This is a genomic window from Vibrio lentus, from assembly GCF_002875945.1.
GTDB classification, from domain to species: Bacteria; Pseudomonadota; Gammaproteobacteria; order Enterobacterales; family Vibrionaceae; genus Vibrio; species Vibrio apostichopi.
In genome coordinates this window covers 73962-87823 of record NZ_MCZK01000168.1, presented here as the reverse complement: position 1 = coordinate 87823, position 13862 = coordinate 73962, and the positions used below count along the sequence as shown (strand labels likewise).

General features: G+C 45.3%; 11 protein-coding genes. 5 read left to right on the top strand and 6 right to left on the bottom strand.

From position 1 onward, the window contains the following. The first annotated feature begins 444 nt into the window (after positions 1-444). The 5 genes from BCT49_RS22425 (at position 445) to BCT49_RS22405 (ending at position 6504) form a co-directional block, all read left to right on the top strand. On the top strand, positions 445-1266 hold the full coding sequence (locus BCT49_RS22425; protein ID WP_017108956.1) for a phosphate ABC transporter substrate-binding protein: 822 nt from the start codon (positions 445-447) through the stop codon (positions 1264-1266). Between the two features lie 111 nt (positions 1267-1377). Continuing rightward, positions 1378-2307, top strand: a complete 930-nt coding sequence (pstC, locus tag BCT49_RS22420; RefSeq protein WP_102438306.1) for a phosphate ABC transporter permease subunit PstC — start codon at positions 1378-1380, stop codon at positions 2305-2307. A gap of 15 nt (positions 2308-2322) precedes the next feature. Further along, on the top strand, positions 2323-3186 hold the full coding sequence (pstA, locus tag BCT49_RS22415; RefSeq protein WP_102438304.1) for a phosphate ABC transporter permease PstA: 864 nt from the start codon (positions 2323-2325) through the stop codon (positions 3184-3186). 90 nt (positions 3187-3276) lie between these two features. Beyond that, on the top strand, positions 3277-4026 hold the full coding sequence (gene pstB, locus BCT49_RS22410) for a phosphate ABC transporter ATP-binding protein PstB (protein WP_004732036.1): 750 nt from the start codon (positions 3277-3279) through the stop codon (positions 4024-4026). A 333-nt stretch (positions 4027-4359) separates the two neighbouring features. Continuing rightward, positions 4360-6504 carry a sensor domain-containing diguanylate cyclase gene (locus BCT49_RS22405; RefSeq protein ID WP_102438302.1) on the top strand — a complete coding sequence of 715 codons (2145 nt, stop codon included), beginning with the start codon at positions 4360-4362 and terminating at the stop codon, positions 6502-6504. Between the two features lie 137 nt (positions 6505-6641). On the opposite strand, the gene BCT49_RS22400 is transcribed toward BCT49_RS22405, so the two are convergent. Genes BCT49_RS22400 through BCT49_RS22375 form a run of 6 tightly spaced genes read right to left on the bottom strand, consistent with a single transcriptional unit; the run spans position 6642 to position 13596 of the window. Beyond that, positions 6642-8324 carry a BatD family protein gene (locus BCT49_RS22400; protein ID WP_102438300.1) on the bottom strand — a complete coding sequence of 561 codons (1683 nt, stop codon included), beginning with the start codon at positions 8322-8324 and terminating at the stop codon, positions 6642-6644. A 2-nt stretch (positions 8325-8326) separates the two neighbouring features. After that, on the bottom strand, positions 8327-10243 hold the full coding sequence (locus BCT49_RS22395) for a VWA domain-containing protein (RefSeq protein WP_102438298.1): 1917 nt from the start codon (positions 10241-10243) through the stop codon (positions 8327-8329). Beyond that, positions 10236-11228 (bottom strand): vWA domain-containing protein, encoded by a 993-nt coding sequence (locus tag BCT49_RS22390; protein WP_102438296.1) that lies wholly within the window; start codon positions 11226-11228, stop codon positions 10236-10238. Before BCT49_RS22390 ends, BCT49_RS22395 begins: the two co-directional genes overlap by 8 nt. Then, on the bottom strand, positions 11221-11706 hold the full coding sequence (locus BCT49_RS22385; RefSeq protein ID WP_102438294.1) for a DUF4381 domain-containing protein: 486 nt from the start codon (positions 11704-11706) through the stop codon (positions 11221-11223). The genes BCT49_RS22390 and BCT49_RS22385 overlap by 8 nt, the downstream gene beginning before the upstream one ends. Beyond that, positions 11703-12629, bottom strand: a complete 927-nt coding sequence (locus BCT49_RS22380) for a DUF58 domain-containing protein (protein WP_102438292.1) — start codon at positions 12627-12629, stop codon at positions 11703-11705. Before BCT49_RS22380 ends, BCT49_RS22385 begins: the two co-directional genes overlap by 4 nt. Positions 12630-12639: 10 nt before the next feature. Beyond that, entirely contained in the window at positions 12640-13596 is a 957-nt protein-coding gene (locus tag BCT49_RS22375; RefSeq protein ID WP_065605719.1) for an AAA family ATPase, read from the bottom strand. Between the last annotated feature and the right edge of the window lie 266 nt (positions 13597-13862).

Genomic DNA, 13862 nt, shown 5'->3' with positions numbered 1-13862 from the left:
TAAATGAGCAGAAGCAATTGTTATTATTGTAATTAGCCAGAGATTCTAACTTCTGAGAATGACAATTCAATCAGTAATAGATTCGATTTTGATATATGCGATAGATATTTAATAAATTTTGATTATTTATTGTGCAAACAAGGCTTTAGCCATTTTTAAGATAGGGTTATTTAGCACGGAACCTTGTGTGGTATTAGGTAATTAAAGGGGTGGCGAGATATTGAGCGGTTTGGCTTAAATAGGTTGGAATGAATATTCAGCGCCTATGAATGAGGTCAATTTATTACTTCAAGGCTATTTGGTAGGGGTAAAACAAGAAAATAAATTGTAGTTGTCATATAGGCTTCAATTAAGTGAAACACAACTGTCACATTCAGATTCTAAAGTGGGCACCGTTCAAGCAAAACAACATTACGGCAATAACGCCACTAAAGGAAATTTGTGATGAAAAAGACAGTTATCGGTGCAATCGCACTACTAGGCGCTCTAACAGTGAATACAGCTTCAGCTAAAGAAACTATCTCTGTAGTTGGCTCTAACAGTGCTTCTCCACTGGTTGAAGTTTTTGCAGAAACCTACATGAATAAAGGCGAACCAGTGTTCATCGAAATTCAAGCACCAGGTTCTTCTGCAGGCATCAAAGCAGCAAAAAATGGAAGTGCTGACCTTGGTATCTCTTCTCGTGACCTAAAAGAAGAAGAGAAAACAGCTGACCTGAAAGAGCTAGTTATCGCTCGTGACGGTATCGCAGTTGTTGTTAACCCAAATAACGAAGTATCTGCTCTTACAGCTGAGCAAATCACTTCAATCTACAAAGGCGACATCACTAACTGGAAAGATGTTGGCGGTGCTGATAAGCCAATCGTAGCAATCACTCGTGATACTGCATCTGGTACACGTGGTGCATTCGAAGACATCATGAAACTTAAGAAGAAGATTGGCGATAAGAAAGTATCGGCTATCTCTCAACGTGCACAAGTTGCAAACGGTAACGGCGCACTTAAAGTTTCTGTAGCTAGCAACCCATACGCTATCGGCTTCATCTCTCTTGGTACTGTAGACAACACAGTTCAAGCTCTAACTATCGACGGCGCAGAAGCATCAGTTGATAACGTTAAGAACGGCTCTTACAAAGTTGCTCGTCCTTTCCTAGTTCTTTACAAAGCAGGCGCTCCAACAGCTGAAACTCAACAATTCCTAGACTGGATGGTTGCAGACGAAGCTCAAGCTATCGCTGGTAAGAAAGGCTACATCACAGTTAACTAATCTTAACTGACTCAATCTTAATTATTGCTCAGCCTGCTTTAGGCTGAGCCTTTTCTTTCAACTTTGTTTATTTCGAGCTCTTTTTGAGCCACAAAGTTTGAGATTTTATATATGACCATCGCAAATAGTGAAAAGCTTATGAATACTGAAGCGACTCAAATCAATAAGCCGAGTCTGCGTGCTAAGAAGCGCATTGACTGGAGAGAAAGAATCTTCCACGGCTTGTTCTTATCGAGTGCTGTAATCGGCATCGTATCACTAGCCGTTATCGCTTACTTTATCGTTGCAGAGAGTATCCCTGCATTCCAAGAGGCCGGTGTTTCTGGCATCGTTCTGGGTGTGGATTGGTTACCGCCAGCTCTATTCGGTGTTGCAACTATGATTGTTGCATCGATTGTTTCGACTCTTGGAGCTGTAGTTGTTGGTGTACCAGTTGGTGTATTAACCGCTATTTTTATTGCTGAGATTGCTCCAAAGCGTCTTGCCGATATTATTCGACCAGCAGTTGAGCTTCTAGCGGGTATCCCGTCGGTAGTTTACGGCTTCTTCGGTCTAGTAATTATCGTTCCAATGATTCAGAACGTTTTCCAAGTACCAGCGGGTAACACTATCTTCGCGGGTATCATTGTTCTGGGTATCATGATTCTTCCTACCGTTATTACGGTTTCTGAAACTTCGATCCGCGCTGTACCTCGTACGTACAAAGAAGGCTCACTTGCACTGGGTGCTTCTAAAATCTACACGATTTTTAAGTTACTCGTTCCTGCTGCACGTTCAGGCATTATGACTGGTGTGATTTTGGGTATCGGTCGTGCACTGGGCGAAACGATGGCAATCATCATGGTGATGGGTAATGCGCCAGCAATGCCAGAAGGTATTCTGGATTCAGCTCGTACGCTAACAGCAAACATTGCTATTGAAATGTCTTACGCAAGCGGCATCCACGCGAGTGCACTTTACGCAACCGGCGTTGTGCTTCTGGTATTCATCATGATGTTAAATGGTGCTCTGCTTTATCTTAATCGTGAAAAAACGAAGTAGGCGAGGATAAGTAATATGGATCGCGTAAAACTAAAACAAGCACGTCAAACGAAAGATAATATCTTGAAAGGTTTTATCTGGGCGGCAGCAGCAGTCACCGTTGGTTTCTTATTCTGGATCATTTGGTACATCTTATCGAATGGCCTGCAATACGTAGACTGGAACTTCATCACTGACGACTACACTCGTACCGGTGAAGAACGTGGTATTTTCCCAATGATCATCGCCACGATCTACATGGTAATCGCATCAATTGCTGTGGCAGCGCCACTCGGCATCATGACGGCAATATACCTAACTGAATACGCAAAAGTGGGCAGTAAACTGGTTAAAGTAATTCGTTTCTGTACCGAATCTTTAGCGGGTATTCCATCGATTATCTTTGGTCTGTTCGGTATGACCTTCTTTGTTTCGATTCTTGGCCTTGGCTTCTCGATTTTGTCGGGTGCATTAACGCTGAGTATTCTCATTCTTCCTGTAATCATTCGTACTACAGAAGAAGCATTGATGTCAGTACCACAAACTTACCGTGAAGGCTCATACGGCCTTGGCGCTTCAAAAATCTACACTATCTGGCGTTTGATCTTACCAAGCGCAATGCCAGGTATCTTAACTTCGGTCATTCTTAGTATTGGTCGTGTAATTGGCGAATCAGCACCTGTATTCTTAACAGCAGGTATGGTGGCACGTGTTCCTGAATCGGTATTTGATTCTGGCCGTACACTAACGGTTCACCTATATAAGCTGACAACAGAGCTATTTACTATCGATGAGTGGAACCAAGCCTACGGCACGGCAACAGTCTTAATCGTATTGGTTCTCTTGATCAACATGGTTACAAAACTGATTGCGAGACGCTTCAACACGGCAACTTACTAAGCTCATTAGCTGGCTCAACAATAAAAAGAGCCCCCGTGATAAAGAAAGCATCAAGTTAGACACGAATTTAAGAATTTAGAGAATACGAAAATGAACAAATTTGATATTGAGAACCTAGATCTGTTTTACGGTGACAACCAAGCGCTTAAGTCTATTAACCTGCCAATTCCAACACGTCAGGTAACGGCTCTGATTGGCCCATCTGGTTGTGGTAAATCGACACTGCTACGTTGTTTGAACCGCATGAATGACCTAATTGAAGGCGTTACTATTAAAGGTAAGCTGGATATGGATGGCACGAACATCTACGGTAACATTGATGTGGCTGACCTGCGTATTCGCGTAGGCATGGTATTCCAAAAGCCAAACCCATTCCCAATGAGCATCTACGAGAACGTCGCTTACGGCTTACGTGCTCAAGGTATCAAAGACAAGAAACACATTGATGAAGTAGTAGAAAGCTCACTACGCAGTGCGGCACTTTGGGACGAAGTGAAAGACCGTCTTAAAGCACACGCATTTGGTTTGTCTGGTGGTCAGCAACAGCGTCTATGTATCGCTCGTACGATTGCCATGGAACCGGATGTAATCCTGATGGATGAACCTACATCGGCACTCGATCCAATCGCGACACACAAGATTGAAGAATTGATGGAAGACCTGAAGAAAGACTTCACTATCGTTATCGTAACGCACTCAATGCAGCAAGCGCGTCGTATCTCAGACCGTACTGCTTTCTTCCTAATGGGAGAGCTTGTAGAGCACAATGAAACGAGTGTTATCTTCAGCGAACCAAAAGATGATCGTACTAAAGGTTACGTAAACGGTGACTTTGGTTAATTCGATTAACTCAGTGCTGCTTTAGTTTTTTAAAAGGCAGTACGCTAACTGAAACGCAGGTTAGATAATCGAATAGATCGACAGAATTATCACTATAACTATAAGCGATGGAAGTTTTGCCCCACTTTAGGTGGGGCTTTTTTATGTCTTTAAAAAAGTCCTAATGTCGATGAAATTTTGGGCAGAAAATCCCATTTTTGTCGTCCTTCTCATGCTTGTGATAATGTAAAAATTGAAATTGCGACCCGCTTAACATCTCATTTTTAGTTACATTGATTGCATATCAATGCTTCGGTATTTTTGCTTCACTCTTAATCGCCAATGGACGGAAGCGTGCCTGTTAAAGCCTTTGCAAAACAAATATCTGCTACTCGCGACCACCGTTTATTGGCAGAGTTTCTTTTTGATTACCTTGCTAAGGTACTCGCGCCAAAAGGAATGGGGATATTTGCAGAACCGATACCGGAAGGCGATTCGTTACCCTTATTTTGTTGTGGTGGGCTAACCTCTCTGGCGAATTATCCTGCGACGTTTTGGCCTTGGGTTTCCCAGTTTGATACCGCTGATGGTGTGCTTCCAATGTCTATCAATACCTGTAAGTGGGAACACATGAAGGTATTAGGTGGAGAGTCATTCATCATGATGCTCGACAACGCGCCTGCCTGCAGAACTTATTTAATTGTTCAAAATTGCAATGCAGAGCGGATCAACCAAACCTTCGACCAAGATCTTGATGTCCTTCAACTTGCAGCAGCACGCTGGCAATGCATTCGTGCTGAAAAGAACGCTGCGCTGGAGATCAAACACCGCGACACGCGTGAAGCGCAGTACCTAGATGAAATTAAGCTTCGTGAGCTATTTGTCGAGAACATGAAACTGGTTCATCAGGTGGCATTAGAGCTTTCTAATCCCGACTCTTTGGATGCGTTATATAAAGCGTCAGTAGAAGCGGTGCGCGACCGTTTAGGCTTTGACCGAGCGATCTTCATGCTATTGGATATGAAAAAGCGCTGTTTTAGCGGGACATACGGCACTGATGAGTCCGGTAAGACAAATAGTGAGCACCATACTCAATATGATTTACACCAGCTTGAAGCCGAATATATTGAGGCTTTATCTGACAATCACACCAACCTGATTGTTATCGAGCAAGCCCCGCTTTACACAGAAGGGAAAGTGGTCGGGCAGGGATGGAATGGAATGCTCATCTTACGTGAAGGCGATAAACCCGTCGGCTGGATTGCGATGGATAACTACATTCACCGTTCACCTATCACCAATTATCAAAAGCAGATGCTTGAATCCTTTGGCTCTCTGCTTTCTCAGATCTATATTCGCAAGCGCCAAGAACAAAATATACGCATGCTGCACTCAAGTATGGTGGAGCTGTCTCGTTGCGATACCGTCAGTGAAGTGTGTAAATCGGCGGTGAGCTTTGCGATTCAGCATTTAGGCATCGACCGACTGGCTGTTTTCCTCACCGATAAAAATTGCAGTTACATGCAAGGTACGTGGGGCACGGACATAAAAGGCGATATTGTCGATGAATCCTATTATCGCTCAGAGCTGGTGGAGCGTGACATTGTCGCCGCAGCGCGAGCCTGTCCTAACCAAGTCGCCTTTGAAGAGTCCGTGCCTATCTATCACGATTTCAATATTGTGGGAGTCGGTTGGACGGCAATGACGATGCTTACCACCAATACGGGTGAGCCGATTGCGTTTATTGCCGCGGATAACTTATTAACTCGCAGCCCTTTAACCTCACAGCTCCGTGAGGTGATACGTATCTTCGCTTCTAGCCTTGCGGAGGTGCTACAGAGAACCATGGCGCAAGAGGAGCTCAAAAAGCTTAATGAAACCCTCGAACAAGAGGTCAGTAAGCGCACTCAAGAGCTTGAACGAGCCAATGAGCAGTTGGATATCATCTCTAAATTAGACCCGCTGACACGTCTTGGAAATCGTCGTATGTTGTCGCAGGTGTTAGAAGATCTAAACTGTGACGATCAAGGAGCGTTTGCCACGCAACACGAAGTCACATTTGGATTGATCCTTGTCGACCTCGATCACTTTGGTTTGTACAACAGCGTTTATGGCCATACGGAAGGTGATGCTGCTCTGCGTACCATAGGCAAGATACTGAATGCCCATGTTCATAGCGATAAGGAAACTTTCTGTCGTATTGGTGGTGAAGAGTTTATGTTGTTGATGATCGGCACTCATCACTCTGAAACTAAACAGCGTGCAGAGTCGATCAGAAAATGCATTGAAGAGGCGAAAATCCTTCATTGTGAAAGCAGCACCAGTCAGTATTTAACCGCATCCGTCGGCTATGCCTCGATAACCTCAGACCAGCATCAATTCGATTTTGATCTGCTGTATGGCAAGGCCGACAAAGCTTTGTATCAAGCCAAAGACTCAGGGCGAAATCGAATTGTCTCTGCTTTAAAGCGGAGAAAGGTTGCGACGCCACTGACTTAGTGTGGCATTTAATTTTTCTGTTCTTAAAAACGAATGAAGCCGTGATGATCACAATGTGGTCATCACGGCTTCGTTCTTTTCAGCTTACTTCGATTTTCAGCTTAACTAGCTTTCTGCTTACTTAGCTTGCTGGTTAACTAAAGCCTTTCTAATGTGCTCTTGTGTGCTTTGCTCGAGATGCGTTTTGGCTTCTTAACCGCTTTGATTGCCTCAGAAGGATCCCATGACTGACTTGGTGAGCCAGCTTCAGCATAGAGGCTTTGGTTGAGCTTGGTTAGCTCGGCCTCGACTGTTTCTAACGTCTCACCACTCAAGTCTGAGTTTTCTGTTTTCCATTGCTCAAACAAGGTTCTCGTCATCACGCCATCTTTTGCTTTCAGCGCGGTAATCAGCGCTTCTGCTGTATCGGATTGACGTTCATCTAGTCGCTTTGGTTTTGCTGTTGTGCCGCGGCGTGACCAGAAGTAGAAACCAACTGCAGAACTGATTAACCACAAGGCTGCGAACAGCGCGGTTAGGTAAGGCCATATTCCAGGGTTATCAACGGTAACAATCGTCGGGCTGGCTTGTTGGGTTGGTGCTTCTATCACAGGAGGCGGCGTGCTTGATATCGCGCGGTCACTTGCTTGAACCGACAACTCAAGTCCAAGAGCTTTACTGGTCTCTTGTGATTGCGAATCGGTGTTAAACCAAGTTTGAGAAACATCAGGCAGAGAGATGCTTCCAGATTCCTTAGGGATTAGAACTTGCTTATACACCACGATAGCATTACCGGATTGGGTAGTGCCAAATTGCGGTTTTTCTTCATAAACACGCACCGATTTAGGGTAGGTGATGTTCAGTTTTGGTAACTGGTGTTGGGTCAAGTTGCTGGCTGTCATTGTGATGGTTCGAGTTAACGAATCACCGGCTTCCATTTCAATATTCTGCTTGTCGCCACCTAAAGCATTGCTATTTTTCAGCTCGTTGCCTTGGCTATCTGACCACTTCTGAATCAACTTGAAGTTCGATGTTGGTAACCACTCACCTTGATAGCCTTGTGGTACCGGATTCACTGTGACATCTAAGGTTTCAACAGGCGTGTCGAGCTGGAAAAGGCGCGTTGTGCTTGAGTTGTTGGTTGAGTAAACAACAGCACCAGTTAACTTTGGCCCTTGAAGCTGAAACTGTCCTGCTTGCTGTGACGATATATGGAAAGATTGCTGAACAACCGTGACTTCTTGTCCGTTGATAACATCTTGAAATTGCTTAGACTCTCCAATCGGTTCCACGTCTAATTGCGGTGAACTCGGTGGCGCAATTTTAGGGTCTTGTAGTCTTCTAGGATCCGCCTTAATGATGAGTTTTACATCAAGCTCCGCGACCTCTTGAGGGTACAGCGAATCTTTACTCAGATTAAGTTTAAACTCGGCCATATCACTCTGCTTTGGAGCGGATTTATTAACCGAAACGTTGATGGTGATCGGTTGGGTTTTTGCGCCGTCAATATCAAAGCTAGGAATCTCAAATCGGCCTAATCGAAGTGGGGCAAGGGTAATATTCCATTCGCTAGACACCGAACGGCTGCCATTGACGATTCGCATCGACGACCCAAATCTTGGGGTGCTGACGTAGAAATCCTTCTGAAGGGAGGATAGATCTAAAGCACCGGACGATACTTTTTCATCGGTCGCTACTCTAAGTAGGAAGACTTCATCTTTGGTCACACTGTTTTGCGAAACACTCGCAACAGCGTTCGCTGCGAATACAGAATGTGACGAGAAAACACCGATTAGCAGTGTCAGTAGTATTGATAAAAATGGCTTGTTTAATAATCGCATGGTTACCACTTTTTGTTTTGGTTGTTAGGAGCACTTTTTTGTCGTGCTTGTAGAATCATTTGCGCTTTAAGCAGTTGGCTCGGATCACGAGCGCTTTCTACTTGCTCAAGTTTCCGCATATCAGGATCGCTCGACATCGGTTGACCTGATACTTGTGCTGCAGCTTGTTGAGCATTGTTATCGCTGTCTTCCTTATCAGATTCTCGAGCTTGGGCTACCTGAGATGCTGAGTCATCTTTGTCCTGTGACGGCTTATCTTTTTGACCCGCTTTGTTTTGTTGCTCAGCTTGCTTGTCGTTTTCTTCATCCGTCATGGAATCAGAGCGGCTATCAGCTTGGCTTTGGTCAGTATTCTGAGCTTGGCTTTCACTTTGATCTTGTTTGTTGTTTTGATCTTGGCTGCCGCTTTGACTTTGCGACTTGCCATTGTCAGCAGAGCTTTGTTGTTGATCCTGCGAGCTTTGCGAAGAATCATTTTGCTGACCTTGCTGACCTTGCTGGTCTTGTTCGTTTTGGTCTTTGGACTCAGAATCGCCTTGCTGTTGCTGTTGCTGTTGCTGTTGCTGTTGCTGTTGCTGTTGCTGTTGCTGTTGGGCTTGTTTGACGATCTCTAGATTCTTCTTCGCGTATGCGTGCTCAGGGTTGTTGTCTAGAATGTGTTGATACTCTTCTATTGCTTGATCGTACTTGCCTTGCTGAGCTTGTGCATTCGCCAGGTTGTAACGAGCATCTTCGCCATTCAAACCTTGTAGTGTCTGCTCTGCAGCTTCGAATTCGCCTGCTTTGTATTGTGAGATGCCTTTCCACTCTTGTTGTTGGAACTGCTCTGCAGCTTGTTGAAAGTCCTCATCTTGATACAACTGATAACCCACTTGGTCATCGGTTTTCCAAGGGCTCGCAAACGCAGTATTCGGCTGGCTAAACGATACAAGCACAGCTAGGCCACACCAAATGACCCCTTTTCTAAATAGGCCAAGGGCAGGAAGTAATAGAAACGGCAATAGCCAGAAACCGTTGTTCACTCTGGTGTTGAGTGAGTTATTGGTCTTGGTGACTTCTGATGTTGTAGCAACTCGGTCGAGATAACTTGCGATGTGCTCAACATCTGAGTTATTAAATTGCACTTCAGTGAACGTGCCACCAGAGCGACGAGTTAGGTCGCGCATATTGTCTAAGTTAGTTTTCGCAACCACGGTTTGAGCTGAATCTGTTTGCAGCATCGACCCGCTTGGTAGAGAGATCGGTGCGCCACTTTCAGTTCCTACCGCTAAAATCGACAATGTCCAATTGCTACCAGAGAGTAGCGATTCGATCTCTGTCTTCTCATGATCATCGATATCATCGCCGATAAGTACCAGATCGCCTTGATAGATATGAGCACGAGCCATCATCTCAATCGCGAGTTTGACTGCGGATGCAGCATCTCCGCCTTGAAAGGGCATGATATCCGGAGAGAGATTAGGGACTTGGTTCTTGATGGTATTGATGTCTGACGTCAAAGGACTAATGGTGTAAGCATCACCTGCGTAGGCCACCATTCCCGTCAATCCTTCTTGCCATAATGAGAGCAGATCCAAAGCCTTGTATCGCGCCTGTGTTAAACGGTTCGGTTTAATATCGGTGGCATACATCGACATCGACATATCCATGATCACAACTCGCGCCTGCGTTTTTTCAAAGCTCGGCTGTTCATTTTTTTCAAAGCTTGGTCCAGCCAACGCGATGACACCGACTATCCACCAAATACCAAAGTAAGTACTGCGGTTTTTCGATGGCTTGCTCGATTCAGGAGCCAAGTAGCGGGCGATATGTGACGCTAATAACCCTTGCTTCGATTGTCTTTTGCTAAGCCACCAAATAGCGGGCAGCGCGGCAAGAGCCAAGAACCAATATGGGTAGATAAAAGTAAAGTTAGACATTGTTTCTCCTAATGGCTAACAGCATAAATGCGAAGAACATTGCCGCAGACAGTGGCCATACGAACCACTCTTGTTGCGGTCGCCATATCTTAGTGGCGTTCGTCACGGGTTCTAACTGATTGATGGTGTCGTAAATAGTTGCCAGTTCTTTGCTGTCTCGCGCTCGGAAGTATTGACCGCCAGTGCGCTTGGCGATTTCCATTAGCGTGCGTTCATCTAAGTCTTGAGCAGTATTGACCTTACGAGTCATGAAGAACTCTTTGACCATCATTTCGCCCGCACCGACACCTACGGTATAAATCGTCGCGTTGTACTTCTTAGCAATATCCGCGGCTTCTAGTGGATCTAATACGCCCGCGGTATTGCTGCCGTCACTGAGTAGGATCATCACACGCTGAGGGGCGTCACTGTCGACAAAGGTTTTGGTGGCAAGGCCGATACCATCACCGATCGCAGTTTGAGTACCAATCAGCTTTAGGACAGCCTGATTGAGTTGTTGTGAGAGCGTGTCTCTGTCTAACGTAAGTGGCGTCTGCAAGTAGGCGTGATCAGCAAATAACACCAGTCCAACTCGGTCGCCTTTTCGTCGCTCAATAAAGTCACTCAATACATGTTTCACTGCCGATAAGCGGTCGATGTACTCGCCATTGAACTGCATGTCTTCTTGGCTCATGGAGTAGGAGAGGTCGACAACCAGCATCAAGTCTCGGTGTTTTGGTTGAAACTCAACCGGTTCACCGTACCAAACTGGGCGTGCCATCGCCGTTACCAATAAAAGCCAGATGATGACCGACAACGCCTTGGGCAAGCGACTGCTCGGCGTTTTGGTATTGCTGTCCTCGGGCAAAAACGGAAGCCTTAGGGCATTGTTCGATTCCGCCTTAGGAGAGAACAAGTAAACGAGAACCGGCAGTGGCGCGAGGAAAAACATCCACCACCAAACGAATTCAATATTTAGTAAGCTCGTGCTTAAAAGATCAGTCATAACGACCTCGCTTTGGAGGAAGGGCTTTACGAAGCCAGGTTTCGCAATCATTAACCAATTGCTGTTGAGCCTTTTTCTGTTCGTCGGTCATCAAGGATGCATCTTGGTAGAGCGCTTGTTGCCATTGCGATTGCTTTGCGGCGAATAACGGCTTTGCCAATTGCGCATCTAAGAACGTCAACCAATCATCACCAGACAAACCTGCCACTTTGTCGCGTGGAAAATAGCTCAGTGCTGCTTGACGAAGGATGTTTTGAGCTGCACTCGGAGACAAGGCATTTGAAGGCTGACTATTACGCAAGCAAGCAAGTGCTTCATTCTTCGCGTGTTGGTTCTTTTGTCTGCGTTTTACAATGAAATACACTAAGGCGATCAGAGTAATAGCCGTGATAATCACAGCCCACCAACCCCATGCCAAAGGCCACCATGACGGTGCGCTTGGCGTAATAATAGGACTCAAGTCGAGAGGTTGATTCATGACTGAACTCCTGATACTTGGCTCATTAACGATTGCGCACAAGACAATGAACTGTATGGGATCGCCAAAGAAAGGCTCATTTGCATAAGCTGTTGTTGTTTCAGATCGAATGCATGACTTAGCTTTTCCTTTTCCTTGCTTGATGAAAAGTTAAACCATTGGGTTTTATTGCCGTCGGTGATCTGTTTTGAACCTTTGAATGCAGTAACACCTTGCTCCAACGGGTCGTAAAAATGCACCAAGCGAACCCGATTATGTCGACGTATTTGATTGATAAGTGAGTAATTACTTTCGTTATAACGAACAAAATCACTGAGCATAATGATATCGCTGCCTTTCGGGCAAAGCTGATGAAGAGACTTCAACCCATGCTCTAAGGTTGTGTTGCTGTGATTGTCTGGGTTGGTCAGCGCTGTATTATTGATTTCTATGACTTTTTGTAAAATACGCAGCGGTGCATGGTTGCTAGCACTGGGTTTAATCTCAATGATCTCTTGGCCGGTATCTATTACTGCGCCAATACGATCTCTTTGAGCAACGGTTAACCAGCAAAGTTGGCTGGCAAAGTGCGCGAGTTGAACCGATTTCAGCAACAAGGTTGAGCCGAAAATCATACTGCTCGACAGATCTAAGAACAAAATCACAGGCTGTTCTCTTTCTTCAGAAAACAGCTTGGTATGCGCCTTGCCTGTTCTCGCCGTGACGCGCCAATCAATACTGCGGATATCGTCACCCGCCTGATATTGACGAACTTCCGAAAAATTCATCCCGCGACCTTTACGATTGCTCTCGTGTTGACCGTTAAGTTGCGACCACAGGCTCTTGGCTGGAGGCAACCAGCGAACAGACTGCGCTTTGTATTGCAGCAGTTCGTCCAGATTTAACGTGACGCCGTCACTATGGTTGGGTAATTGATTATTCATGCGCGTATCCCTAGGCGCTACCAACCAACGAGATAAGGTGAGCGATCACTTGGTTTGCAGTGACCCCTTCGGCTTGTGCGTGGTAGCTACGAAGCAGGCGGTGGCGTAATACAGGGAATGCCATCGCTTGAACGTCTTGTGGCGTGACGTAATCTCGTCCTGCAAGCCAAGCGTGAGCGCGGGCACAACGGTCTAACGCAATGGTTGCACGCGGGCTAACGCCCATGTCTAACCATTGATCAAGTTGGTCGCTGTATTGTTTAGGTTGGCGAGTCGCCATAACCAGTCGAATAATGTACTGCTCGATGGTGTCTGCCATGTGAATGTTGAGCACTTCTTGGCGAGCTTCGAAGATAGTTTGTTGAGAAATAGGCTCTGGTTGAACAGGTTGATTGCCTTGAGCTTCGCCTCTGTTTAGGCGCAAGATCTCAAGCTCACTTTCCATGTCTGGATAAGCCACTTCTAAATGCAGCAAGAAACGGTCTAACTGAGCTTCTGGTAGCGGGTAAGTACCTTCTTGCTCAATCGGGTTTTGCGTTGCCATCACCAAAAACAGCTCAGGCAGCGCATAGGTTTTTCGACCTGCGGTCACCTGTTTCTCCGCCATCGCTTCTAACATCGCGGCTTGGACTTTCGCTGGAGCACGGTTGATCTCATCCGCTAGAATCAGCGAGTTAAAAATAGGTCCAGATTGGAAAGTGAACTCTCCGGTTTCTGGACGAAAAATATCGGTACCAGTTAAGTCGGCAGGCAATAGATCGGGGGTAAATTGAATACGGTGAAAATCTCCCTCGACACAGTCAGCCAGTGACTTTACGGCACGGGTTTTTGCCAACCCGGGAGGCCCTTCAACAAGAATATGACCATCTGCCAATAAGGCGATCATTAGTTGCTTAACGAGCTCTTGCTGACCAATGATTTGAGACTCTAAGTAGTTTTGAAGGATTTCGAAGTTATTTTTATGCATTTTTGGACTCTCTGGGGGCCATTTGATTCTTATTTTGAGTATTGGTCACTTATTAATAGGAAAAAGTTCCAGTACATCTACGTAATTTATTTTTCCAAAAATGGAATGATTTACAAGTGTTTAGTTAAAACACTACACGATTATGATTTTTACCATATCAACCGGCTTTTACATACTAAAGCTCAAAGGATGACTCTCGTGAAAATCAGGTGAAACCTCAATGGTCAAATAGCAAAAATAAATACCAAGCTTTTCTGTATTTACCC